The 23,229-nt window shown below is 68.8% G+C and carries 24 protein-coding genes; 15 read left to right on the forward strand and 9 right to left on the reverse strand.

Going from position 1 to position 23,229, the window contains the following annotated elements:
• The first annotated feature begins 24 nt into the window (after positions 1-24).
• A complete protein-coding gene (locus ACOCEP_RS12245; protein ID WP_482337334.1) occupies positions 25-759 on the forward strand; it encodes a lysophospholipid acyltransferase family protein in 735 nt (244 codons plus the stop codon).
• A gap of 9 nt (positions 760-768) precedes the next feature.
• Positions 769-1,035, forward strand: a complete 267-nt coding sequence (locus ACOCEP_RS12250; protein ID WP_482337335.1) for a DUF7683 domain-containing protein — start codon at positions 769-771, stop codon at positions 1,033-1,035.
• Here ACOCEP_RS12250 and ACOCEP_RS12255 read toward each other — a convergent pair.
• Positions 1,032-1,832: an HAD family hydrolase gene (locus ACOCEP_RS12255; RefSeq protein ID WP_482339695.1), complete on the reverse strand. Its 801-nt coding sequence runs from the start codon at positions 1,830-1,832 to the stop codon at positions 1,032-1,034. The genes ACOCEP_RS12250 and ACOCEP_RS12255 overlap by 4 nt on opposite strands.
• 81 nt (positions 1,833-1,913) lie before the next feature.
• On the opposite strand from ACOCEP_RS12255, the gene ACOCEP_RS12260 reads away from it, so the two are divergent.
• Positions 1,914-2,807 (forward strand): LLM class flavin-dependent oxidoreductase, encoded by an 894-nt coding sequence (locus ACOCEP_RS12260; protein ID WP_482337336.1) that lies wholly within the window; start codon positions 1,914-1,916, stop codon positions 2,805-2,807.
• Between the two features lie 236 nt (positions 2,808-3,043).
• On the opposite strand, the gene ACOCEP_RS12265 is transcribed toward ACOCEP_RS12260, so the two are convergent.
• Positions 3,044-5,053 carry a DUF6541 family protein gene (locus ACOCEP_RS12265; protein ID WP_482337337.1) on the reverse strand — a complete coding sequence of 670 codons (2,010 nt, stop codon included), beginning with the start codon at positions 5,051-5,053 and terminating at the stop codon, positions 3,044-3,046.
• Positions 5,054-5,134: 81 nt separating this feature from the next.
• Between ACOCEP_RS12265 and glf the strand changes: the two genes are divergently transcribed.
• The 5 genes from glf to ACOCEP_RS12290 all read left to right on the forward strand — a co-directional run bounded on the left by glf (position 5,135) and on the right by ACOCEP_RS12290 (position 9,822).
• On the forward strand, positions 5,135-6,361 hold the full coding sequence (gene glf, locus ACOCEP_RS12270) for a UDP-galactopyranose mutase (protein ID WP_482337338.1): 1,227 nt from the start codon (positions 5,135-5,137) through the stop codon (positions 6,359-6,361).
• Positions 6,354-6,869, forward strand: coding sequence for a phosphatase PAP2 family protein (locus ACOCEP_RS12275; RefSeq protein WP_037333445.1), 516 nt, complete (start codon positions 6,354-6,356; stop codon positions 6,867-6,869). The genes glf and ACOCEP_RS12275 overlap by 8 nt, the downstream gene beginning before the upstream one ends.
• Positions 6,866-7,825 carry a decaprenyl-phosphate phosphoribosyltransferase gene (locus ACOCEP_RS12280; protein WP_125679113.1) on the forward strand — a complete coding sequence of 320 codons (960 nt, stop codon included), beginning with the start codon at positions 6,866-6,868 and terminating at the stop codon, positions 7,823-7,825. The genes ACOCEP_RS12275 and ACOCEP_RS12280 overlap by 4 nt, the downstream gene beginning before the upstream one ends.
• 96 nt (positions 7,826-7,921) lie before the next feature.
• Positions 7,922-8,278, forward strand: a complete 357-nt coding sequence (locus ACOCEP_RS12285) for a hypothetical protein (protein ID WP_482337339.1) — start codon at positions 7,922-7,924, stop codon at positions 8,276-8,278.
• A gap of 38 nt (positions 8,279-8,316) precedes the next feature.
• A complete protein-coding gene (locus ACOCEP_RS12290; protein ID WP_482337340.1) occupies positions 8,317-9,822 on the forward strand; it encodes a hypothetical protein in 1,506 nt (501 codons plus the stop codon).
• 76 nt (positions 9,823-9,898) lie between these two features.
• Here ACOCEP_RS12290 and ACOCEP_RS12295 read toward each other — a convergent pair whose 3' ends face one another.
• From ACOCEP_RS12295 to dprE1, 6 genes are all read right to left on the reverse strand, one after another.
• Entirely contained in the window at positions 9,899-10,492 is a 594-nt protein-coding gene (locus ACOCEP_RS12295; RefSeq protein ID WP_482337341.1) for a hypothetical protein, read from the reverse strand.
• Complete coding sequence (locus tag ACOCEP_RS12300; protein ID WP_482337342.1) at positions 10,492-11,178, reverse strand: hypothetical protein; 687 nt, start codon at positions 11,176-11,178, stop codon at positions 10,492-10,494. The genes ACOCEP_RS12295 and ACOCEP_RS12300 overlap by 1 nt, the downstream gene beginning before the upstream one ends.
• The gene (locus ACOCEP_RS12305) at positions 11,175-12,665 is read right to left on the reverse strand and encodes a WXG100 family type VII secretion target (RefSeq protein WP_482337343.1); all 1,491 of its coding nucleotides are present in this window, start codon (positions 12,663-12,665) and stop codon (positions 11,175-11,177) included. Before ACOCEP_RS12305 ends, ACOCEP_RS12300 begins: the two co-directional genes overlap by 4 nt.
• Positions 12,662-13,147, reverse strand: coding sequence for a YbaB/EbfC family nucleoid-associated protein (locus ACOCEP_RS12310; protein WP_257483709.1), 486 nt, complete (start codon positions 13,145-13,147; stop codon positions 12,662-12,664). Before ACOCEP_RS12310 ends, ACOCEP_RS12305 begins: the two co-directional genes overlap by 4 nt.
• 71 nt (positions 13,148-13,218) lie before the next feature.
• Positions 13,219-13,974: a decaprenylphospho-beta-D-erythro-pentofuranosid-2-ulose 2-reductase gene (gene dprE2 / locus ACOCEP_RS12315; RefSeq protein WP_482337344.1), complete on the reverse strand. Its 756-nt coding sequence runs from the start codon at positions 13,972-13,974 to the stop codon at positions 13,219-13,221.
• Entirely contained in the window at positions 13,971-15,341 is a 1,371-nt protein-coding gene (gene dprE1, locus ACOCEP_RS12320) for a decaprenylphosphoryl-beta-D-ribose oxidase (protein ID WP_482337345.1), read from the reverse strand. The genes dprE2 and dprE1 overlap by 4 nt, the downstream gene beginning before the upstream one ends.
• Before the next feature lie 101 nt (positions 15,342-15,442).
• Between dprE1 and ACOCEP_RS12325 the strand changes: the two genes are divergently transcribed.
• From ACOCEP_RS12325 to ACOCEP_RS12335, 3 genes are all read left to right on the forward strand, one after another.
• Positions 15,443-15,925, forward strand: coding sequence for a GtrA family protein (locus ACOCEP_RS12325; RefSeq protein WP_192747497.1), 483 nt, complete (start codon positions 15,443-15,445; stop codon positions 15,923-15,925).
• 6 nt (positions 15,926-15,931) lie between these two features.
• Positions 15,932-17,857, forward strand: coding sequence for a glycosyltransferase (locus tag ACOCEP_RS12330; RefSeq protein WP_482337346.1), 1,926 nt, complete (start codon positions 15,932-15,934; stop codon positions 17,855-17,857).
• A gap of 261 nt (positions 17,858-18,118) precedes the next feature.
• Positions 18,119-19,135 carry an acyl-CoA dehydrogenase family protein gene (locus tag ACOCEP_RS12335; protein WP_482337347.1) on the forward strand — a complete coding sequence of 339 codons (1,017 nt, stop codon included), beginning with the start codon at positions 18,119-18,121 and terminating at the stop codon, positions 19,133-19,135.
• Here ACOCEP_RS12335 and ACOCEP_RS12340 read toward each other — a convergent pair.
• Complete coding sequence (locus tag ACOCEP_RS12340) at positions 19,132-19,374, reverse strand: hypothetical protein (RefSeq protein ID WP_126732425.1); 243 nt, start codon at positions 19,372-19,374, stop codon at positions 19,132-19,134. The genes ACOCEP_RS12335 and ACOCEP_RS12340 overlap by 4 nt on opposite strands.
• Positions 19,375-19,488: 114 nt before the next feature.
• On the opposite strand from ACOCEP_RS12340, the gene ACOCEP_RS12345 reads away from it, so the two are divergent.
• The 4 genes from ACOCEP_RS12345 to ACOCEP_RS12360 all read left to right on the forward strand — a co-directional run bounded on the left by ACOCEP_RS12345 (position 19,489) and on the right by ACOCEP_RS12360 (position 22,906).
• Complete coding sequence (locus ACOCEP_RS12345) at positions 19,489-20,253, forward strand: ESX secretion-associated protein EspG (protein WP_482337348.1); 765 nt, start codon at positions 19,489-19,491, stop codon at positions 20,251-20,253.
• Positions 20,254-20,398: 145 nt separating this feature from the next.
• Positions 20,399-20,875: a hypothetical protein gene (locus tag ACOCEP_RS12350; protein ID WP_482337349.1), complete on the forward strand. Its 477-nt coding sequence runs from the start codon at positions 20,399-20,401 to the stop codon at positions 20,873-20,875.
• Positions 20,876-20,881: 6 nt separating this feature from the next.
• Complete coding sequence (locus ACOCEP_RS12355) at positions 20,882-21,430, forward strand: DUF3558 family protein (RefSeq protein WP_482337350.1); 549 nt, start codon at positions 20,882-20,884, stop codon at positions 21,428-21,430.
• A gap of 12 nt (positions 21,431-21,442) precedes the next feature.
• A complete protein-coding gene (locus tag ACOCEP_RS12360) occupies positions 21,443-22,906 on the forward strand; it encodes a hypothetical protein (protein WP_482337351.1) in 1,464 nt (487 codons plus the stop codon).
• Positions 22,907-23,229 lie beyond the last annotated feature (323 nt).

The raw sequence follows: 23,229 nt of genomic DNA on the forward strand, positions 1-23,229 counted from the left end.
CCTACGGTAGCGTAACCTGAACGAATGGCTGAGCTCGTTTACCCGCCCGTCATCATGGCGGCGAAGTTGATGTTCCGGGTGCTGGACAACCGCATCCGGGTGGAGGGGACCGAGCACATCCCGTCGACGGGCGGGGCGGTCATCGCCTGCAACCACGTGAGCTACCTCGACTTCATCTTCTGCGGGCTCGGGGCGCAGCCGGCGAAACGCCTGGTCAGGTTCATGGCGAAGAAGGAGATCTTCGCCAACCGCATCGCCGGACCGCTCATGCGCGGCATGCACCACATCTCCGTCGATCGCGGCGCCGGTCTCGCGTCGTACCGCGAAGCCGTCGAGCGCCTGAAGGCCGGGGAGGTCGTCGGCGTGTTCCCCGAGGCCACGATCAGCCGGTCGTTCACCGTGAAGGACATCAAGTCCGGCGCGGTCCGGATGGCCGCCGAGGCCGGTGTCCCGGTCGTGCCGATGGCGCTGTGGGGCACGCAGCGGCTGTGGACCAAGGGCCGCCCGAAGGACCTCACCAAACGCCACGTCCCGATCTCGATCCTCGTCGGCGAGCCGATGCATCCGAAGGCCGACGAGGATGCCGAAGTCCTCTCGAAGGACCTTCGCGTGCGCATGTCCGCGCTCGTGGACCGCGTCCAGGCCGGCTACCCGGAGAAGCCGTCGTCCGACGACGAGCGCTGGTGGCTGCCCGCGCACCTCGGCGGCACCGCGCCGACGCCGGAAGAGGCCGCCAAGCTGGACCGCGAAGGCCGCTAGACCGCCAAGATGAACAAGTACGCCGATGGCCGCAACACGGCTTGGCGACTGACCGGTTTCTCGAAGCGGACCGAGTCCATGGAGACCGGGTTCTCGATCACCCGCGAGCAGATGATCGAGATCCGTTCCCTCTTCGACGTGGGCGACGATCACTGGATGACCCACTGCTACGAGGTCACGCCCACTGTCTGGCCGGAAATCGAGCGGGTGCTGCGCTGCGGCCCGGCGGACCCCGGCCTCGACTACTTCGTCGAGGGATACGCCACGGACCGCTAGAACCAGCGCTCCAGCACCTGCGCGACGCCGTCCTCGGAGTTCGGCGCGGTCACCTCGTCGGCGGCGTCGAGGGCGTACCGGTGCCCGTTGGCCATCGCGACGCCGTGCCCGGCCCAGCCGAGCATCTCGACGTCGTTCGGCATGTCCCCGAACGCGATCACGCGCTCGGCCGGGACGCCCAGCCGCTCGGAGACCTCGGCCAGCCCGGTCGCCTTCGTGACGCCGTGCGCGGCGACCTCGATCAGGCCGGTGTTGATCGAGTAGGTGATGTCGACCGAGCCGTCGAGCACCTCGCGCGCCGCCCGCGCCATCTCGTCGGAGTTCATCCCGCGCCTGCTGATCAGCAGTTTGATCGCCGGATGCCCGAGCACCTCGGCCCGCGGCGCCTCCGTGCCCTCGTGGTTGCCCCAGGGGTTGTGGTAGTCCGGCTCGATCACGAAGTTGCGCATCTCCGGGTCGAGCGCGGACCCGCCGACCCGCTCCGCGGCGAACCGGCAGCCGGGCAGGGCGTGATCAAGAGCACTCACCGTGTCGTGCAGCAACTGGGGTTCGAGCAGTCCGTGGACCGCCACGATCCGGTCCGTTCCGATCTCGTACAGCACCGCGCCGTTCGCGCACACGGCGTATCCGGTCAGGCCGAGCGGGTTCGCGATCGGCGCGATCCAGCGCGGCGGACGGCCGCTGGCCAGCACGAACGGCACGCCGGCCTCGGCGACGCGCCGGACGACGTCGATCGTGCGTTCGGACAGGACCTCCATCGGGCCGAGCAGGGTGCCGTCGACGTCGGAGGCGATCAAGAGGGGCTTGTCCACCGGCACATCATCCCCGAAGATCCGCCCATCGGGCGAAGTGTCGGCGGGCACCGCTACCTTGCCGGTGTGCGCGTAGGCATCGTGATCCTTCCGGAAGATCGTTGGTGGGCGGCCGAGCCGAAATGGCGGGCCGCCGAGGAGTACGGCTTCGACCACGCTTGGACGTACGACCACCTCGGCTGGCGGACGCTCGTCGACGGCCCGTGGTTCAGTGCGATGCCGACGTTGACGGCGGCCGCGATGGTGACGTCGCGGATCAGACTGGGCACCTTCGTCGCCTCGCCGGTCGCGAGGCATCCGGTGCCGTTCACCCGCGAGCTGACCACGCTCGACGACATCTCCGACGGCCGCTTCATCCTCGGCGTGGGCGCCGGCGTCACGAACACCAGCTACGACGCCGTCGTCCTCGACGGCCCCGAGCTGTCGGTCAAACAGCGCACGGACCGGTTCGCCGAGTTCGTCGAAGCGCTCGACGGGCTGCTGATGACCGACGGTTTCGACTTCGAGGGCGAGTACTACCGGGCCAAGGGCGCGCGGAACCAGCCGGGCTGCGTGCAGCGGCCGCGGTTGCCGTTCCTGGTGGCCGCGAACGGCCCGCGCACGATGACGCTCGCCGCGCGGTTCGGCGCGGGCTGGGCCACCACGGGCGGCAAGGCGGACACCCAGGACGAGTGGTGGAAGGGCGTCGCGGAGCTCGTGAAGACCTTCGACGAGAGGCTCGACGTCGTGGGCCGGGACAAGGCGAGCGTGCAGCGGTTCCTGAGCCTCGACTCGGCGCCGGTCTTCTCGCTCTCCAGCGTGGGCGCGTTCACCGACGCCGCCGGGCGGGCGGGGGAGCTCGGCTTCACCGACATCGTCACTCACTGGCCGCGGTCCGGGGATTACTACGTCGGCCGCGAGTCGACGCTCGAAGAGGTCGTGAGCGACGTACTCCCGGTACTCCAGGGAAGAAGTTCTTAGGCCGTTCGGGTGACGTTGGCGAGCCGGGTAAACCGGTTCCGCCCAGCAGTCGTCTGAAGGACAAGTACAGCGAGTGGGTGTGGCCGACGGCGGCTACCCCTCATGGGTCACCCCGGGGGTGAATGGGGGACGAAAGGCTCGCGTGGTCGCGGCAGGGGCAGTCCGCGACCACGCGAGCCTTTTATCCTCGTGAGTGGTAAGGACGGTTAGAACCGTCCTTACCACTCACGAGGCCGTCAGCGCGTCAGCGTGTAGATCGAGGCACCCGCGTTCGAGAAGTCCTTCCGCAGGAAGCTCAGCCCGTCCAGATCCCGCAGCCCCGGCGCCGGCGGCTCGCCGATCTTGATCGGCGTGCTCCCGATCAGGACGTGCTTGATGTTCAGCCGCTTCACCGCGGCCCGCACCTCGGGGTCGGTGTCGTAGTCGCGGAAGTGCAGCGCCAGGTACTTCGCGTCCGGCGGCGGCACACCCGGGTCGTAGTGCCCGGCGACCGGGTGGATTCCGGTGATCGCGTACAGCCAGGCCGTCCCGTCGAAGCGCTCGTTGAGCACCTTCTCGTCCGGTCCGACGTTCATCTTGGTCAGCTCGTTCATCGCGGCCAGCTCGTCGGCGCTGACCGGCGGCGTGACCTCGCCCTCGGGCCCGTTGTAGTACAGGAACGACACCGCGTGCGCGTTCGACTCGGTGTAGAAACCCTTGGTCAGCACGGCCGACGCGGCCACGACGAACACCGCTGTCGCCAGCCCCAGCCGGGCGGGCAGCGCGGGGCGGCTCTTCACCCAGGACCGTCCGCTCGCCCACTTCGCGAACCAGCGCTGCAGCTCCGCCATCCCGTGCCCGGCGAGCAGGCACAGCGGGATCGCGGCGAGCGCCATCAGGCGGTACCGGTCGTTCCACCACGGCCGCGACAGCGAGATCACCCACGGTTCGGCGCCGAACGACGCGACCAGCACGAACAGGGCCGAGAAGCCGATCGCCGAAAGACCCAGCCAGCGCATCCGTCCCAGCCGGAACAGGCTCAGCACGCCGATCACCAGCAGCACCGTCAGCCACACCTGCGGGGCGCTCAGCACCTGCCGGAAGGTCACCAGGAGCCCCAGTGACTTCAGCACCGGCAGATCCGAGCCCCACGCGTAATAAGGGTATGAACCCGAAGTGAACTTCAGGGCACCGAGGATGTGCGGCGCCGCGAGCAGCCCGCTGCCCACCATCACCGGCACCATCTTGACGACGTCGCCGCCGATCACCCGCCAGCCGCCGCGACCTTCGGGCACCCCGTCGAGCGGCTTGTGCCGCAGCGCGCGGTACCAGCGCTGCACCACCAGCGGGAAGGCGAACAGCAGCGCGCCGAACAGCGCCGACGAGTGCGCGGCGAGCAGGCCGACCGCGGTCAGCGCGAGCACATAACCGGTGTCGAGGCCCGGCCGCGCGAGGAACCGGGCCAGCGCGACGACGGCCAGCGGCGTCAGCACGATCCCCAGCGCGAACGGCAGCAGCCCGCTGGACACCGACTCGTAGGCGCCGGTGGTGGCCGCCGCGGCCACCAGTGCCGTGCAGCCCGCGAACACCGCCCGCCCGCCGAGCTGGCGGATCAGGGCGACCATCGACAGCGCGAAGACGCCGGCGACCGGCATCGTGATGGCGTTCAGCGTGACCGGGATCGTCGTGCCCGAGATCGAGTACACGAGCGAGCCGACCAGGTGATACGCGTTCGGGTAGAACGAGCCGTCCGGGTACCAGTTGATGGTGCCCATCCCGGTCAGCGAGCCGTCACCGGTCTCGGCGATGTAGCGGATGCCGTTCGCGTGGAAGACGGTGTCCCAGCGCTGGAACACCGCCGTCGTCCCGCCGCGGGCCGAAAGCACCACGAGGATCGAGATCCCCACGGCCAGCGCGACGCAGGCGGCGACGGCGTAGTGCGCGCGCGGGTGCCACTTCGTCGGCGGCTCCTCGGCGCCCGGCTTGATCCAGCCGCGTGCCTGGCCCAGCTTGCGCAGGCCCAAGCCGATCCCGGCGAGCACGACCGTGACGGCCGCCACGGTCAGCGGGTTGTACGACACACCCGCGAGTGCCAGCCACGGACCGGCCAGTCCGGTTACCGTGTAGGACAGCAGTGGGGCCAGGCCCGCCAGTGCCCAGCCGCGCAGGCCCGCGGCCCGGCCGACGAGCCCGCCGGGGACCGCCAGGACGGCCAGATAGGTGAGGGTCGCACCGAAGTACGACCAGAAGGTGTCCGGAGTAGGCACTGCTTCCTAAATGTGTCTGTCGAAGGTGAAAACCGATGCTCGCTGCAGGGCTCGGAGTCGACGTGCGTACCCTCGACGCCCGTGAGCGCGCACACGAACCCCGACAAGATTACTGAAGCCGATTACACCGGCTACGACCTCATCGTGGTCGGCTCCGGATTCTTCGGGCTGACCGTCGCCGAGCGGGCCGCGGCCGAGCTCGGCAAGAAGGTCCTCGTGCTGGAGCGGCGGCACCATCTCGGTGGTAACGCCTACTCCGAGGCCGAGCCGGAGACCGGGATCGAGGTGCACCGTTACGGTGCGCACCTGTTCCACACCTCCAACAAGCGTGTGTGGGAGTACGTCAACCGCTTCACCGAGTTCACGAACTACCAGCACCGCGTGTTCGGCAAGTACCAGGGTCAGGTGTACCCGCTGCCGATGAACCTGGCGCTGATCAACCAGTTCTTCGGCAAGTCCCACACGCCGGACGAGGCCCGCGAGCTGATCGCCAAGCAGGCGTCGGAGTTCGAGACCGCGAACGCGCAGAACCTCGAGGAAAAGGCCATCTCGCTGATCGGCCGCCCGCTCTACGAGGCGTTCATCCGCGGCTACACGGCCAAGCAGTGGGAGAACGACCCGAAGAACCTGGGCGCCGACATCATCACCCGGCTCCCGGTCCGCTACACCTTCGACAACCGGTACTTCAACGACACCTACGAGGGTCTGCCGGTCGACGGCTACACCGCGTGGCTCGAGAAGATGGCCGCGCACGAGAACATCGAGGTCCGGCTGAACGTCGACTACTTCGACGTCCGCGAGCACATCCCCGCCGGCACCCCGACCGTCTACACCGGGCCGCTGGACCGCTACTTCGACTACTCCGCGGGCCGCTTCACCTGGCGCACGGTGGACTTCGAGTCCGAGGTCGTCGAAACCGGTGACTTCCAGGGCGCCTCGGTCGTCAACTACAACGACGAAGAAGTGCCCTACACCCGGATCATCGAGTTCCGGCACTTCCACCCGGAGCGCAAGCACTACCCGAACGACAAGACGGTCGTGTTCCGCGAGTACTCCCGCTTCGCCGGCGAGGCCGACGAGCCGTACTACCCGATCAACACCCCGGAGAACCGCGAGAAGCTCGAGGCCTACCGCGAGCTGGCGAAGGCCGAGGCCAAGAACAAGAACGTGCTGTTCGGCGGCCGTCTCGGTACCTACAAGTACCTCGACATGCACATGGCCATCGGCTCCGCGCTGTCGGTGTTCGACAACAAGATCGCGCCGCACCTGACCGATGGCGCGCCTCTCGACGGGTCCCTCGATGCTTGAGAAGGGCGCACCCACGGGTGAGGTAGCCGTACTCGCGAAGGCTCAGGGCGTCCTGAAGAGCGACGTCACGGTGAAGGCGGCACGGGGTCTTTCGCACTTCGGCGAGCACAGCGCGGGATGGTTCGCGCTGGGGCTCGTCGGGGCGGCGGTCGACAAGAAGCGCCGCAAGGACTGGCTGGTCGCGGCGGCCGGTGTCGTCGGCGCGCACGCCGCGTCCATCGCGGTGAAACGCGTGGTCAGGCGGCCCCGGCCGGACCACCCCAGCGTCGAGGTCCTGGTCTCCACGCCGAGCAAGCTGAGCTTCCCGTCCTCGCACGCGACATCGACTACGGCGGCGGCGGTGCTCTACTCCGGATTGACCGGGCGTAACCTGGTCCCGGCCCTGGTACCGCCGATGCTGGCCTCCCGGCTCGTGCTCGGCGTCCACTACCCGACCGACGTTCTGGCCGGAGCGGCCCTTGGGGGCGTAGTCGGCGGCTTGATACGTAGGAAGCTGAAGCGACGATGAGTGAAACGACCGAGAAGGCCGATTCCAAGCCTGACGACGTAGAACCCGTGGCCGAGGCGGCCGAACCGAAGAAGGTCGCCGGCGGTCTCGTCGGCGGCATCATCAAGACGGCACGCCCGCGTCAATGGGTGAAGAACGTGCTGGTGTTCGCCGCACCGTTCTTCGCCTTTTCGAAGTCGACGGACCGGACCGGCCTGCTGATCGCCGCGCTGATCGCCTTCGCGGCGTTCTCGCTGGTGGCCTCCTCGGTCTATCTCATCAACGACGCCATCGACGTCGAGGCCGACCGGGCGCATCCGACCAAGCGGAACCGGCCCATCGCGGCCGGGATCGTGCCGGTGCCGGTGGCGTTCGTCGCGGCGGCCGTGTTCTTCGCCGCCGGCCTCGGCATCTCGTTCCTCGCCAGCTGGCAGCTCGCGGTCGTGCTGGCGGTCTACGAGGCCGTCCAGCTCGGCTACTGCTTCGGGCTCAAGCACCAGCCGGTGGTCGATCTGGCCATCGTCGGCTCGGGCTTCCTGATGCGGTCGATCGCCGGTGGTGTCGCCGCGGGTATCGCGCTTTCGCAGTGGTTCCTGCTGGTCACCGCGTTCGGCTCGCTGTTCATGGTGGCGGGCAAGCGCTACGCCGAGATCATGCTCTTCGAGCGCACGGGCGCGAAGATCCGCTCTTCGCTGAAGAAGTACTCGGCGAGCTACCTGCGGTTCGTCTGGGCGACGTCCGCGGCCATCCTGATCATGTCGTACTGCCTGTGGGCGTTCGAGATCCGCCAGGTCGAGCACGACTCGGTCTGGGCGGTCGTCTCGATGGTCCCGTTCGTGGTGGCCGTCCTGCGCTACGCCGTCGACGTCGACGGCGGCAACGCGGGCGAGCCGGAGGAGATCGCGCTCAAGGACCGCGTGCTCCAGGTGCTCGGCGCGAGCTGGGTCGTCACGCTGTTCCTGTCGTTCTATCTCTGATCGACAGCTCACACACAGCGCATCCATAGGAAGCGCACGCATCCTCGGTGCTGGGGGCGGGCACACAGCCCGCCCCAGCACCTTGAGGAGCGAAAGATGAGCGACCCGCAGCGGCCGTCCGAAGACGAGGACAAGACGGTCGAGCAGCCTTCAGTGGCGGACGAAACCCCGAAGCAGCCCGCCGCGCCTCCGCCGGTGCCGCAGACCCCGCCCCGGAAGGGCGGATTCCGCCGGTTCGCCGGGCACCGTGCGACGCAGCTGGTCGCGGTCGGCGCCCTCGGTTTCCTCCTCGGCGGCGGCATCGTCGGCACCGCCGTCGGCCTGGCCTCCCGCGACGGTGACCGGCCCGGCTTCTCCCGTGAACACCGTGGTCACGGCGGTCCCGGCGCGCACCGTGACTTCCGTGACGGTCCCGGCGACCGCGGCTGGCGTGACGAGTCCCACGGCCGGTAGATAACGGAATCATCACGTCGCCGTGTACGGTGTTCGTGATGCGAAGCGCCTCCGCCGATCTGCCCCAGGCTCCCGGTGCGCTGCCGGGAGCCGCCGTCCTTACCCGCCCCTGGGTGCTCCCGGCCGGGGCGGCGGTCGCTTCGGCCCTGGTGTTCGTGCTGGTCAGCGGGCATTTGATCGACGACACGTACATCACGCTCTCGTACGCGAAGAACCTCGCCTTCCACGGCCACTGGGGCTTGATCGAAGAGGGCACCGCCAACACCGCGACGTCGCCGCTGAACGTTCTCGTGCTGGCGCTCGTCACCTTCATCGTGCGGGACGCCGTCTTCGCCGCGGGGATCGTCTTCGTCGCGAGCCAGGTGGCGCTCGTCCTCGGCCTGCGCCGCATCGGCGCCGCGACCGGGCTCTCCGGCTGGTTCGCCCCGCTCGCGCTGGGCATGCTGCTGGTGAATCCGCTGCTGCTGTCGTCGGTCGGGCTCGAAGTCGCCCTCGGCGCGACCGCCGTCGTCTGGTCGATGGTGCTGCTGCACGAACGCCGCCCCGCCACCGCGGGCGCGGTGATCGGCCTGATCGCGCTGATCCGGATCGATCTGCTGCTGATCGCGTTCGTCCTGTTCCTCGGGCGCCGCGAATTCTGGGTGGGCATCTGGCGGATGACCTTCGCCGCGCTCGCGGTGACGCTGCCGTGGTTCGTGTTCAGCTGGCTGGTGCTGGGCTCGGCGGTGCCGGACACCCTGGTCATCAAGATCATGCAGCGCTCGTGGGGGCCGTTCAGCTTCACCAACGGCCCGCTGCTGTACCTGCGCAACTTCCCGGTGGCGGCGACGCTTTCCTTCCTGCCGCTCGTGATCGGCGGGCTCGCCGGTCTACTGTGGACGGTCCACTTCCGGCGCGGTTCGGAGCGGGCGAAGCGGCTGCTTCCGTTCGCCGCGCTCGCGATCGCCGGTGCGGCGCACTACCTGGCCTACTGCTGGCTGAACGTCCCGCCGTACCACTGGTACTACGCGCCGAGCCTCGTCGGCGCGACGATCTTCCTCGCCGCCGGAGCCTGCGCGGTGCCCGGACGGGCCCGGCTCGGCGCGGGAATTCTCGCGGGCGCCTTCCTTCTCGTGAGCGCCGTCGCCTACGCGGCTCCCGAACTGCCGCGCCGGTTCGCGCCCATCACCAGCAATCACGCCGCGTCCGACGAATACCGCGCGATCGGCGCGCGATTGGGCGAACTGGCCAAGGGACGCAAGGTGGAGAGCGCGGGCGAGGTCGGCGCGCTGGCGTACTCCTGCGATTGCGACATCGTCGACCAGTTCTCCGACCGCGGCTCCGTCGACCCGGCGATCGTCGAGACGAAGAACCGCAGCGGCGATCTCGGAAAGGCCTTGCTGGCGGCGAATTTCCGGTTCTTCGACCACAGCGTCCCGCCCGCGACCCCGGATCTCGTGCTGGCCACCACCAGGAAGGCGCCGCCGCCGAACGCGCTGGCGACCTGGACGATCAGCTCACCCTGGATGGGCACCCAAAGCCTGTACCTCCTCCCGGCGCGCTGATTCCCGCATTTCGTCCTCTAAATGCGGTAGTTGGCATCGCGAACTACCGCATTTAGAGGACGAAATGCGAGGGTGGTCAGCGGCGGGAGCGGGCGCGATCGGCCTTCGTGACGGCCAGCAGGTCCCGCTGGCAGATCACGGAGCCGTCGGCGAAGACGAACTGAAGCACCGGCCGCGGCGGGAAACTCCGCCCCAGGTAGAGCGCGGACACCGAACGGACCACCGCCGACGGCATCTCCTCGAAGGTCCGGAACGGCTGGGCGGGGTCCTCGCCCTCCAGCATCTTCGCCGGGTACACGACGGCCAGCCGCCGGTCGGACAGCGTCAGCCGCGCCTCACCCTTACCACCGGCGAGATGGTCCGCGAGCCGCGCGGCGGTCTGGTCCTCGGTCCGCGCGACGGCCCAATAGGCGATTGTCGGGTCGTCGGTCCAGTCGCCTTCGAGCACGTCGGACGCGGGTAGCGGCCACCGCGTTTTCCCTGTCACCGCAGGGGTTTCCCGCGACGGCTCATACGGCAGCGTGAGCTTCCCGTCGAGCAGCAGGCCGACGTATCCGTGCGCGGGCGGGCAGCCGACGACCAGCCGCTCGCCGGGCGCGAGCCAGAACTGGTGCAGCTCCCGTTCGACGATCTCGTCGACGGACTTCGCGATCGGAAGGGTGTTCTCCATCAGCTCACCGTCACCGAATGCAGCCAGGCGAACTGCCCGGGATCCTCGCAGCCGAAAAGGAAATCCATTCCCGAACCGTCCACAAAGGACGCTCGAAGACACGGGCGCCTCTTCTTGCCGTGCTCGGCCACCGCGAAACCGGCGATCGCCCCGCGCGGGATCTCGGCGCACGGCACCATCTCGTGCCGCGCGATCGGGACGCCCTCGGCGTTCTCGCCGTAGGTCTTCGTGGTCATGATCGAAGCGATGTCCTTGCCGAACCCGATCGCCTTCGACATGAACGACTTCTTCGAGGGCTGTTCCGGCGCGACGAACTTCTCCAGTACCAGCAGCCGTGCGCTGGTCAGCGCCCACAGCCGCGAAAGCGAGCCGCTGGTGGGCAGCTCCCGCACCGCCGCGTGCGCGAGGCCGCCCTGTTCGCCGAGCACGACGACCTGCGGCGACGGCGGATTCGACTTGCCGCCGTCGTCGCCCCCGCCCAGCGCCGCGCCGACCACGTCGCCCGCGAAGTTCGCCGCACCCGAGCCGATCTTGCCCAGCACGCTCTTCTTCGGCACACCCCAGGGGTCGAGGCCGCGCACGTCGTAGTTCAGCGTCCGGCCGTACGCGGCCCACAGCAACCGTTCGCCCGGGTGCAGCGAAGGCAGGGCCTGCGACGCGGCCCCGAGCGGGTAGCCGAGATTCATTCTTCGATCGTGAACCCTCTGTCGGTCGCCGCGCGGCGCTCTTCCTCGGACGACGAGTCCTGCGACTCGTGGTAGCCCGCCTTGACGCCCTGCTCGACGCCCAGTTCGGCCAGGTTACCGGCACTGCCGCGGAAAGCGGCCTTGCCGACGCTGGTCGTACCGCTCATGCCCATCGCCCGCAGCCCGGCCTCGGTGAGGTTCGTGGTCAGCGCGTCCGAGCCCTCGCCGCCGACGCCGTACCGGTCCGCGAACCGGTTGGCCGTCTTGGAGGCCCCGGTCGCGGGGTTGGCCTTCGTGACGATCTTGGCCAGCGGGTTCTTGTCGATCTGGTCGGCGAGCCGCTTCTGCACCCAGTTGCCGTCGCGCAGCCCTTCGGTGCGCTCGACGACCTTCTTCAGCGGGCCATTGCGGAGTGCCTTAAGGATGTCTTCGAGCTTGTCGATCAACGGCTTGAGCTTGCCGAGCAGCTGCTTCACCTTCATCCCGAGCCGTCCGCCGGTCACCGCGACCTGGCCCGCCGTCGCCGCCCCCGCCGCACCGACCGAGGCGCCCGCCGTGATCCACGAGGCGGCCAGCGCGGCCAGCCATTCGATGATCAGGCCCATCACCAGTTCCTGGATGATGTCGATGACGATCTCGACGAAGGCGTCGAACAGGTCGGCCGCGATCTCCAGGATCTGCTGCAGCCCGCGGACGTCGTTCGCGAACGCCTTGGCACCTCCCGAGAACTCGGTCATCTGGCCGCGGAACGCGTCGCCCGCCTGGCCTTTCCAAGCTTCCGTGGTGCCTTCGGCGCGCTTCTGCTCGTGCTCGGCGACGCCGTCGAGCCATTTCGCCGTCTGCTCCCAGCCCTTGGCGGTGCTGCGCATCTGCTCGGGGTCGCCGATGGCGGGTTCCAGCACCAGCTCGACCAGCGGGCTGATCACGATCCCGATCAGGAAACCGAGCCCGTTGTCCAGAAAGGACTGGCCAGGGCTGGTCACGAGCTGGAGCTGTTCCATCCGCGCGTGCACCGCGGCGATCGCGACGTCCGGCGGGCTGCTCGCCCTGGCGACCTCCGAGGACGTGCTGATCCACGAGCTGCCGTAGCCGCCGTTCTGCTCCCAGAACCCCTTGCGGCCGGAGTCGCCGGCGCTGTTGAGGTCGCTCAGGCTGCCGGGACCGCTTCCGCCGTCGTCCAGCCCCGCGCCGAGGCCGGTGATGACCTCGGCGGTGCCCTGGTTGTGGTCGAGATAGGTCTTCGCCGCGGTGGTGGTCTTGTCGGCGATCTGGTCCATGAAGGACTTCGCCTGCTCGGCGAGGCCCTGGCATTCCTGCAGCCCCTCGAAGTACTTGAAGGCCATGAGTTCGCCGAGCGGGCCGAAACAGTCGTCCGAGACCCTGGCCTGCTCCAGCAGGCTCGCGAGGCTGCCGAAGTTCCCCGAGGCCTCTTTGGACCCTGTCGCGTGCGCGGTGAGCGCTTCCGTCTGTACGCCGAAGCCGGTCAAAACGAGTCCCTCCGCAGGATCGGGCCACCGAAGTCGTCATCGTCGGCGGGAGCGGGGCGCGCCGGGCGCTGGGTGCGGACGGGCTGCTGCGCGGCCGGGCCGGCGAGGGATTCCGCGGGCGGGGGAGCGCTCGGCCCGAGCGGTTCGACGTGGGCGTTGAACGCCTCTTTGAACTGGTCCGCGCGATCGCCGAGGATCGGCTGGACGGTCTGCTGCATCGCGGCCGCGGCCTGCTGGGTCGCTTCTCTGACCGCGGTGAGGATCTCCTGCTGCAGCGCGGTGTGCGTGCGGTTCATCGCCTTGGGGGACAGCTGGAGTCCCAGCAGGGCGCCGGACGGGGCGACGGTCACCGTCACCGAGCCGTCGGCGTTGCGCGCGGATCCGCGCAGCCCGGCGATCTTGTCCTTCAGTTCCGCTGCTTTGGCGGCCTGCTCCTGAAACGACCGGATGGCCGCGTCGAGCCTGGCTTCCTGGTCAGCCATCGATTCCTCTCAACCCGGGTACGGAGGACGTCCGTGCCCGGGTGAGACGAAGGGCGTAACGCGCTCGTTCCCTAGATCGGCAGTTTCCGGAAGATCGGCCGGGGGATGTGCCGCAGGGCGGACATGACCAGGCGGAACGGCGCGGGCGACCACACCAGTTCCTTGCCGGCGCGCGAGGCGGCGACCGCGGTCTCGGCGACCTGCTCGACGTCGACCGTCAGCGGGGCGTCCTTGAGGCCTTCGGTCATCTTGGTCCGGACCTGGCCGGAGCGGACGACGGTGATCTGCACGCCGAACTCCGCCAGCGCCTCGCCGAGGCCGAGGTAGAAGCCGTCGAAACCGGCCTTGGAGGAGCCGTAGACGAAGTTCGACCGGCGGACCCGCTCACCGGCGACCGACGACAGCGCGATGACCTTGCCGTGGCCCTGCTTCTTGAGCTTGTTCGACAGCGCGACCCCGACGGACACCGCGGACGTGTAGTTCACGGTGGCCGCCTCGACGGCCTTCGCGTGGTCCTGCCACAGCTCTTCCTGGTCGCCGAGCAGGCCGAACGCCACGACGGTGACGTCGATGTCGCCACCCTCGAAGGCCTTGTCCAGCACGGCGGGGTGGGTGTCCAGGGCCTTGGCGTCGAAGTCCACAGTGGACACTTCGGCGCCCTTGTCCTTCAGGCGCTGCGCGGCCGCGTCGAGCCGGGGCGACTGCCGTCCGGCCAGCACGACCCGAAGCGGCTTCTCGGCCAGGTACTTCTCCGCGATCGCGAGCGCGATGTCGGAGGTGCCGCCGAGCAGCAGCAGGGACTGGGGGTTGCCCACAGCGTCGATCACAGTTCCAACCTTCGGGACATGTCAGAGGCGAAAACGCCTTCGGGGTCAACGGAGGCGCGGACCTTGCGCCATTCTTCGAGCCGCGGGTACATCTTCGCGAAGTTCTCCGCGGAGGTGCGCGAGTCCTTCGCCGTGTACAGCCGGCCGCCGAGCGCGAGGACGTCCTCGTCGAGTTCCTGGCAGAACCGGCTCAGCCCGTCCTTGATCGGGAAGTCGAGACAGACCATCCAGCCGGGGTGCGGGAACGACAGCGGCGCCGCGTTGCCCTCGCCCATCTGCTTGAACACGTTGAGGAACGACACGTGCCCGGAGTCGGCGACCTTCTGGATGATCCGGCGCAGCGGCTCGTGCGCGTTCAGCGGCGTGCTGAACTGGTACTGCAGGAAACCCTTGGTGCCGTACGCGCGGTTCCACTCGCCGAACAGGTCGAGCGGGTGGTAGAACGCGGTCAGGCTCTGGATCTGGTCGCGCGCGTTCTTCGCGGTCTTGCGGTAGTACAGCTCGCCGACCATGGAGAACGACAGCTTGTTCGCCAGTCCGTTCGGAAAGATGTCCGGCAGGGTGGCCAGCGTGCCCGGGTTGAACTTGAGCGGGTCGGCCCGCAGCTTGGGCGGCAGCTCGTCCAGCTTCGCGAGCGAGCCGCGCTGGAAGGCGGCGCGGCCGAGCTTCGCGCCCCTGGAGATCGAGTCGAACCAGCCCGAGGAGTACGTGTAGTTGGCCTCGGAGCCGTCGGTGACCAGCGCCAGCGTCTCGTCGAGGTTCGCCGTGCGCTGGATGTCGGCCTTGAAGTAGGCCGTCTCGGTCTTCGTCATCCGGATCTTGGCGCGGACGATGATGCCCGTCAGGCCGATACCGGCCACGGTCGCCCAGAACAGCTCCGCGTCGGGGCCGTCCGGGGTGAGCGTGCGCACCTGGCCGTCGGCGGTGATCAGGTCCATCGACACCACGTGGTTGCCGAAGCTGCCGGCCGAGTGGTGGTTCTTGCCGTGGATGTCGTTGGCGATCGCGCCGCCGATGGTGACCTGGCGCGTGCCCGGCAGCACCGGGACCCACAGGCCGTACGGGAGGCCCTCGCGCATCAGCTTGTCGAGGCTGACGCCCGCGTCCAGGTCGACGATGCCGGAATCCGGGTCGATCGAATGGATGCGGTCCAGCGCGGTCATGTCGACGACCAGGCCGCCCGCGTTCTGCGCGGGGTCGCCGTAGGACCGGCCGAGACCGCGCGCGATGACCCCGCGCTCCCCGGCCCGCGTCACCGCGCGGGCGATGGCTTCCACGTCGGGGGTGCTCAGGACGTCCGCGATACTCGGCGACGTCCTTGCCCAGCCCATGAGCGACTGCCGCTGTGTCTTGGGTGCTTGGGTCACGCCGACCAGGGTAACCACGCCGAACAATGCCCGGAACGTGACCCTGAAGTGCTCGCTTCTACACTTTGCGCACCAGCCCCAGCAGTTTATGAGGTAGAGCAGTGGTGGCGACCGACCCGAAAGCCGGCGTGACGGCAGCAGCGCCGTCCTCTCCTGGGCTGCTCGGGCAGCTCATCCGCTTCGGCCTCATCGGCGGCTTCTGCGCCTTGGTCGATTTCGGCGTCTACCAGGGGCTTCGCGCCCTCGGAATGGACGCGACGCCGTGGGTGGACATCGCCCGCGCGCTCAGCTTCATCGTGGGCACCACGACCGCCTTCTTCCTGAACCGCAAGTTCACCTTCGCCGGTGGACGCCAGGAGGGCGCGCGTCAGATCGGTAGCTTCGTGCTCCTGTACGCGGTGACGTTCCTCGTCGCCGTCGGCGTCAACCGCACGATGCTGCACGTCCTGCCGGAGTCGGCCTGGAAGGCCACTTTCGGTTGGGTCGTTTCGCAGGCAACCGCGACCATGATCAATTTCGTCATGCTCAAGTGGGTCGTCTTCCGTGAGCCCCGCGCCATCGCCACCAGCAAAGAGGAGAACTGAGGATTCATGCCCGGTAAAGCCGCCGTCACCGGAGAGGCCCCGAGCGCCATGGTGAGCACTGTCGACGACACCCGCTTCGCGGAACGCACCCCGCAGGGCCGTCTCACCGCGCAGCGCGGGCTCTATGCCGGCCCGGCCCCCATCGTCAGCAAAGACCTCTACGCCGAGCTCCAGTGGGGTAGTGCCGTGCGCGAGCGTGCGGGCATCACCATCGAGCCGGCGTCGAAGGTGTCCGGCAACACCTATTTCGGCCGTTTCCCCGCGAGCTACTGGCAGCGCTGGACCGATGTGACCGAGGTCCAGGTCGAGGCCGTCGTCTCCGGTGACGGCCAGCTGTCCGTCGGTGCCTCCGACATCGAGGGCGACCCCCGCGTGGTCGCCGCCGAGATCGTCTCGGGCGCGAAGCAGCAGAAGGTGACGCTCACCGCGAAGCTCGACAAGTTCTACGACGGCGGCGCGCTCTGGCTCGACCTCGAGACCGAGGGCGGCCAGTCGCTGAGCGTCGAGAAGGTCCGCTGGACGGTCGAAGCGCCGGAGAAGATCCGCCCGACCGCGGTGACCATCTGCACGATGAACCGCGCCGACGACTGCCTGTCCAACCTGCAGGCGCTCGCCGCCGACGTCTCCTCGCTGGAGACGCTCGACGCGATCTACGTCGCCGACCAGGGCACCGACCTCGTCGAGTCGCGTGACGGCTTCGAGCAGGTCGCGAAGGACCTCGGCGACAAGCTGCACTACATCAAGCAGCCGAACCTCGGTGGTGCCGGCGGGTTCACCCGCGGCCTCTACGAGGTCGCCGGGCACACCGAGACCGAGCACGCGAACGTCCTGTTCATGGACGACGACGTGCTGCTGGAGCCGGATCTGGTGATCCGGATGACCGCGTTCTCCAACCGCACGGTCAACCCGGTCATCGTCGGCGGGCAGATGCTGAACCTGCTGCACCCGAACCAGCTGCACGTCGGCGCCGAATACGCCCGGCTGAACACGCTGGAGCCCGGTCAGCCGGTGCAGCACTCGCTCTCGACCGCCGACCTGCTCGGCGTCGACGAGGAGACCCTCAAGCCGAACCGCCAGGAGCGCCGCCTCGACGCCGGGTACAACGGCTGGTGGTCGTGCCTGATCCCGTACGAGGTCGTCAAGGCCACGGGCTACCCGCTGCCGTTCTTCTTCCAGTGGGACGACGCGGAGTACAGCTACCGCGCGCGCGGAGCCGGCTTCCCGACGGTCACCCTTCCGGGCGCCGGCGTCTGGCACGCCGACTTCCACTGGAAGGACTGGGACGAGTGGCACCGCTACTTCAACCTGCGGAACTCGATCATCACCGCAGCGCTGCACTCGCCGTTCAACCTGAACCTGCTCTCGCGCGTGCTCATCGCGCAGCTGGTCCGGTACCTGCTCGGCATGCAGTACGGCCTGTCCGCCACGCTGATCAAGGCCGTCGAGGACTTCCTCGAAGGGCCGGAGGTCCTGCGTGACGGCGGCGTCGCCGCGATGAAGGAGATCCGCCGGATCCGCGACGAGTACCCCGAGACCAAACGGCACAAGGCCACCGACGTCCCGGGTATCGCGTCGAACGACATCGGCATCATCAACAGCGCGCCGCGGCCCAGCATGCAGCGGCTGGTGCTGATCAAGCGGATCCTCGACCGGGTGCTCGGCCGCAGCCGCCACTCGCTCGGCGCGATCCCGATCGACGAGGCCCACTGGTGGCACGTCGCGACCTTCGACACCGCCGTCGTCACCGACGCTTCGCAGGAAGGCGTGCGGGTCCGCTCGTACGACCGCGCGAAGATGTTCGACCTGGCGCGCCGGGGCGCGAAGGTGATCCAGCGGCTCCGGAAGGAAGGCGCGGCGGTGCAGGAGCAGTACAAGCGCGCCATGCCCGAGCTGACCTCGCGGGACAACTGGAAGCGCCTCTACAAGCTGTAGGCACTGCCTGACGTGAGCTGAAAGGGCCCTTCACTGCGTACGCGCGGTGAAGGGCCCTTCGCTTTCTGTCTGCTCTGGTCACCGCTGCCGGCACGTTGCGAAAGCCACTTTCGCAACCTTCAACGTTGCGAAAGTGGCTTTCGCAACCCCTCGCGCGCCGCGCCACGGCCGCCGGACGGGGGAGCAAGGGACCTTTAGTACCGCTAGCTTTACTAGCGCCGCTAGAACCACGCCAGCTCAAGTAAGGGTAGCCTTACCCGCATGACGGATCTGGTCGCCCGAGCCCACGCCCTCGCCGATGATCTCCTCTTCCCCGCAGCCACCGAAGTCGACCTCAAGGGCGAAGTCCCCTCAAGCCACTTCGACGCTCTCGCCGCCGAAGGCCTCTACGGCCTGGCGGCGCCCACAGAAGCCGGCGGTCCGGGCGCCGGGTTGCCGGAGATCGTCGAGATCCTCGAGACGCTGGCGGGCGGCTGCCTCAGCACGACGTTCACCTGGATCCAGCACCACGGCCTGGTCGCGGCGCTCACCGGCGCCGGGACAGCCGCCGAACTGCGCGACCGCTACCTCCCGTCGCTGATCAGCGGCGAACTCAAGGCCGGTGCCGCGTTCGCCGCGGTGATCCCGACCCCGCCAAGGCTGCGCGCGGAACGCGTCGACGGCGGCTACCTCCTCGACGGCGAAGCGCCCTTCGTCAGCGGTTGGGGCGTCATCGACGTGCTCCAGCTCAGCGCCCGCGACGGTGACACCGTCGTCGGCGCGATCATCGATCCGGTCGAGGGGGAGCAGCTGGAGGTCCAGCCGCTCGACCTCGTCGCGGCGCAGGGCACGTCCACCGTGCACCTCGGCTTCACCCGCTACTTCCTCGCCGACGACCGCGTCTACGGGAAGACCCCGCACGCGGACTTCGTCGCGGGCAACACCTTCGCCTCCCGCCTCAACGGCTGCGCGCCCCTCGGCCTGGCCGCCCGTGCCGCGCGGCTCCTCGAAGACCTCGGGAAGGCCGACGTCGCCGCCGGCATCCGGGCCGAGATCGACGCCGTTCGCGGCAGGCTCGACGCGGCGCTCACCGATCCGCCGTCGCTGCCCGCGGCCAGGGCGGCGGGCGCGGAGCTCGCGTTCCGGGCCGCGGGCGCGCTGGTCGCGGCCAACGGCAGCACGTCGGTACTCGTCGGACGACACCCCCAGCGGCTCGTCCGGGAAGCCACCTTCCTGCTGGTCGCCGCCAGCCGCCCGGAGATCAAATCGGGCCTGCTGGAGCTCTTCTCCCGGAACTAGTGCAGCCCGAACACCCTCGTCTTGCGGTTCAGGTCGTCGATGTAGGCGGCGGCGACGTGGGAGAAGTTGATCGCCACCTCGGAGTCGTCCCTCGTCCGGACCGTCTGCACCGCGCCGGTGCGGACGAAATGCGAGAGATCCTTGGTCAGCCGTTCGGTTTCCTCCGCCGTGAGCGCGAAGAGCAGCGGCTCGCCCCCGGCGGCGAGATGGAGGACGAGCGCGGGTTTCTGGTCTGCCATGAATCCATGGCACCAGCCGTGATCACGGCCGGGCAAGCGGGTTCGCTGCGGGCGTATCGGGTGTGTGGACTACGTTCATCCCGACGAACAAGACACCCGCGGGGGGAAATGGCGATGCCGCATTCGTTCTCGCTGTCGCTGGCGGCGGTGGACATCCTGCTCGAACACGGCCGGTTCGGTCCGGCGCCGGTCCCGTTCGAGGTCCCGCACATCGGCACGACGACCGATCAGCGCGCGATGGTGCGAGAGGCCGTCTTCCGCGACCTCGAAGGCCGCGGCATGATGCGCGGCGGCAGGCTCGACGCCGACGTCGAGCTGGCGCTCGCCACGTTCGCCAACCCGCAGCTCGCCGTCTGGGCGGTCGCGCAGATGGACAAGGACAAGCAGCTGTTCGCGCGGGCGGCGACGAACGGGCAGTTCGCGGTCCTCGCGCGGCAGGACGAGAACCTGCTCATCTTCGAGGAGACCCGGCCCACCGCGATCGTCGCGTCGATCGTCGACCTTCTGCCGCTCACCCCGGCGGGCCCTGGCCAATCGGTCACCATCGCGAAGCCGGTGAGCGCGCCGAAGCGCCCCCGGAACGACGACGTGTACGACCCGTTCGCCCAGGTCAGCGGACCCCGCTCCCACGGGTCGAACCCGCAGCAGCGGCAGGTGGAGCGCATCTTCGAGAAGCCGATGAAGCGCGTGGGTCAGTTCAGCGTGTTCATCCGCGGCGGCCAGGCCTTCCCGCCGCTGGCGTGGTTCGACACCGAGGCGGGCCGGTTCATGATGACTTCGCGCCAGGCGGCCGACGGGCAGAGCTGGCTGACCTACGCTCCCGCCGACAACGCGAGGATCGCGCAGCAGCTGTACGCCCAGCTCGAAGGCCAGTTCTGAACCGACGGGAACCGGCGTGACGCCCGTTTCGTCACAGTTCCGGCGGGATCTTCGGTGATCGGGGAATCACCGTTGCGCTGAGTGCCCGGCTAGTAGACTTCCGGGCGGAACGCACGGGCGAGCAGACGATGCAGTGGGGCGGGCGATGGCTTTCGAAGCGGACGGCGGACAGGCGGCACCGGACTTCTCGATCGGCTCCGCCATGGGGGCGGCGGCCAACTACGTGGCGGCCGGCGGCCTGAACCAGGCCGCGATCGCCAAGGTGAGCGCCGAGACCCAGAAGCTGGTCTCGGCCGCCAAGAGCGGCGGGTTCAAGATCACCGCCGAGGGGGTCAAGCCGCTGCGTGAGGCGCTCGCGAACATGTCGGAAGAGCTCAGCGCGCTCAAGGTCAAGACCATGGCGCTGAACGAGGCCCCGCAGCTGGGTGGCCACCCGTACGGCAAGGCGGTCGCCGCGCACGACCACAAGGGCGCCGCCCAGTCCGCCAACTCGGCGAACGCGATCATCGGGCAGTTCGAGCAGGTGGTCAAGGACGCCGACGAGGCGCTGGCCAGGGCCGCCGGACTGTACAAGGACGTCGAAGACCGCGCGATCGACGCCACCAAGAAGATTCAGGCCTGAGGGACGATGAAGAAACTCTGCGTGCTGCCGCTCGCCGCGGCCGCCCTGGTACTGGCCGCGTGTTCCAGCGAAAAGCCGGGCAGCGCCAGTCCCGCGCCGTCGGCTCCTCCGGCGCAGTCGAGCGCTTCCAGCTCAGCGCCCGCTTCCGGCGGGGACACCGCGTCGATCGACCCGTGTTCGCTCGTCACCGCGGCGGACCTGGCGTCCTACGGGACCTTCAAGCCGCCGACGAACGAATCCGCGGGCGGGGCGCGGCTCTGCACGCTGAACAAGGAAGCGGCGACCGCTTCGGAGACGCTCTCGATCGGTGTCGGCGTCCGTGACGCGCAGGGCCTCGACACCGTGAGCGACTCCGGCAACGGCAAGACCACCGGCAACGTCAACGGCCGCAAGGCGGTCCTCGCGCCCAGGCCGCCGGGTGGGTGCCTGATGGCGCTCGAACTCGGCCCGTCCGCGCGGGTCGATCTCCTCGTCGCGGCCGACGACGCGCAGAAGGCGTGCGGGATCGCCGAGAAGGTCGCCGACATCGTCGAACCGAAGCTTCCGAAGGGCTAAGGGGGAACCAGGATGACCACCAAGACACCGAACCTGACCGAGCAGCAGGTCTCCGACCTTTCGCCGGCGGCTCGCGACGCGTACTTCCAGCAGAAGGCGCAGGAGGGCGTCGACCCCAGTGACGGCTGGCTGTTCGGCGCGGTCAATCAGTTCATCGCCTCCGGGAAGGCCCATCAGCAGTCGCAGGAGGTCGGCGACAAGAACGTCGACAAGCTGACCCAGAACGGCGACGTCCAGTACGTCGAGGGTCTGGAGCCGTCGAACGCGGACTACCAGGGCTACGACCACGAGCGGCTCGAACAGTTCGTCAACACGGACCTGAACGTCGAGCAGGTCACCCAGGTCTCCACGGCGTACCACGACCTGCACAAGGCCTTCGACACCTTCTCGAAGACCATGGACAAGGCCGTCACTTCGTCCCAGGGCACCTGGGAAGGTGACGCGGCGGGCAACGCGCAGGGCTACTTCAAGAGCCTCAGCACGTGGTCCGAAGCGAACTCCCAGAACGCGAAGCTCGCTTCGGAGACGATCTACGACCAGGGCAACGCGGCTTCCACCGTGAAGAACACGATGCCCAAGCCGATCCCCTTCAACTGGAAGGACGAGGTCGGGGGGTGGATGACGTCGAACCCGTTCAACCTCGGGGAGAACATCGACAAGTCCATCCAGAAGCAGAAGGACAGCCAGGAGGCGCACACCGAGGCGGCCTCCGCCATGCACAGCTACGACAAGGCGCTGTACGAGGCCGCGTCGAAGCAGCCGGCCTTCGCCGAGCCGCCGAAGTTCGGCGTGGGTGGCGGCGGTGACGACACCGGCAGGGCCGGTATCTACCAGGTTCCGCCCGGCTCCAGCAATCCCGGTTCCAGCAACCCCGGCAACACCTACATCCCGCCAGGCAGCCGCGGCGGAGGTAACGGCGGCGGTGGAGGCGGCGGTGGGGGCCTCGGCTCGACCAACCTCCCCGGCCCCGGCAGCAGCACGGGATCCGGCAGCATCCCTTCGGGGACGACGCCGTCCGGCTTCCAGAACACGCCGGCACCGATCACCGGTCCCGGCCCGAACAACAACACCTCGATGCCGATCAGCCCCATGCCGATGGCGCCGCCCATGATGGGCGGCGGCCTCGGCGACGCGGAGCACAACAGCCGCACCGCCCGCGGTGGCGGCGGAAGCGGGTTCGGCCCCGGCGGTGGATCGGGGGGCTCCACGCCCGGTTCGGGCTCCGCGTCCGGCGCGGCCCGCCCCGGCGGTATCGGTGCCGCCGAAGCGGCGGCAGGCCGCGGGATGGGCGGTCTCGGCGGTGGCGCCGCCGGTCGTGGCGGGCCGGGTATGGGCGGCGGTATGGGTGGTCGCGGCCAGCACGCGGACGGAGACGAGGACACCGAGCACCAGCGTCCGACGTACCTCGTCGAGGGCGACCCGGACGAGGTCTTCGGGACCGACATGCGCACCGCTCCGCCGGTCATCGGCGAGTAGCTCTTCTGGCGAATGGCCCCCTTGCTCACGAGCAAGGGGGCCATTCGTGTTCCGGGGAGAATTGAATCGTCTGAATGGGTGCCGCCGCCCTTTTCGAAGTGTGATCTCCGTCGAAAAAGGTAACGTTCGCGAGCGTTACTTTCCGTGAGTCTCGCGGTAATAAGAAAGTTGTCTGGACAACTATTGTTCCGATGATCAGCGGCCGCTACGTTAGCTGAGGTTTTGCCTTGGGCGGCGACGGATGTCCGCCTGTGAGCAGGGGGGATCGCTGATGGCCGCCGGCCGAATTCAGGGTAGACGCATGCCTTTTTCCGGATCCCGAT

Source organism: Amycolatopsis sp. CA-211722 (genome assembly GCF_056828465.1).

Coding starts and splice junctions, on each gene's coding strand:
- ACOCEP_RS12245 (WP_482337334.1), top strand. CDS start 25: ATGGCTGAGCTCGTTTACCCGCCCGTCATCATGGCGGCGAAGTTGATG.
- ACOCEP_RS12250 (WP_482337335.1), top strand. CDS start 769: ATGAACAAGTACGCCGATGGCCGCAACACGGCTTGGCGACTGACCGGT.
- ACOCEP_RS12275 (WP_037333445.1), top strand. CDS start 6,354: ATGCTTGAGAAGGGCGCACCCACGGGTGAGGTAGCCGTACTCGCGAAG.
- ACOCEP_RS12280 (WP_125679113.1), top strand. CDS start 6,866: ATGAGTGAAACGACCGAGAAGGCCGATTCCAAGCCTGACGACGTAGAA.
- ACOCEP_RS12285 (WP_482337339.1), top strand. CDS start 7,922: ATGAGCGACCCGCAGCGGCCGTCCGAAGACGAGGACAAGACGGTCGAG.
- ACOCEP_RS12290 (WP_482337340.1), top strand. CDS start 8,317: ATGCGAAGCGCCTCCGCCGATCTGCCCCAGGCTCCCGGTGCGCTGCCG.
- ACOCEP_RS12295 (WP_482337341.1), bottom strand. CDS start 10,492: ATGGAGAACACCCTTCCGATCGCGAAGTCCGTCGACGAGATCGTCGAA.
- ACOCEP_RS12300 (WP_482337342.1), bottom strand. CDS start 11,178: ATGAATCTCGGCTACCCGCTCGGGGCCGCGTCGCAGGCCCTGCCTTCG.
- ACOCEP_RS12310 (WP_257483709.1), bottom strand. CDS start 13,147: ATGGCTGACCAGGAAGCCAGGCTCGACGCGGCCATCCGGTCGTTTCAG.
- ACOCEP_RS12330 (WP_482337346.1), top strand. CDS start 15,932: ATGCCCGGTAAAGCCGCCGTCACCGGAGAGGCCCCGAGCGCCATGGTG.
- ACOCEP_RS12335 (WP_482337347.1), top strand. CDS start 18,119: ATGACGGATCTGGTCGCCCGAGCCCACGCCCTCGCCGATGATCTCCTC.
- ACOCEP_RS12340 (WP_126732425.1), bottom strand. CDS start 19,374: ATGGCAGACCAGAAACCCGCGCTCGTCCTCCATCTCGCCGCCGGGGGC.
- ACOCEP_RS12345 (WP_482337348.1), top strand. CDS start 19,489: ATGCCGCATTCGTTCTCGCTGTCGCTGGCGGCGGTGGACATCCTGCTC.
- ACOCEP_RS12350 (WP_482337349.1), top strand. CDS start 20,399: ATGGCTTTCGAAGCGGACGGCGGACAGGCGGCACCGGACTTCTCGATC.
- ACOCEP_RS12355 (WP_482337350.1), top strand. CDS start 20,882: ATGAAGAAACTCTGCGTGCTGCCGCTCGCCGCGGCCGCCCTGGTACTG.
- ACOCEP_RS12360 (WP_482337351.1), top strand. CDS start 21,443: ATGACCACCAAGACACCGAACCTGACCGAGCAGCAGGTCTCCGACCTT.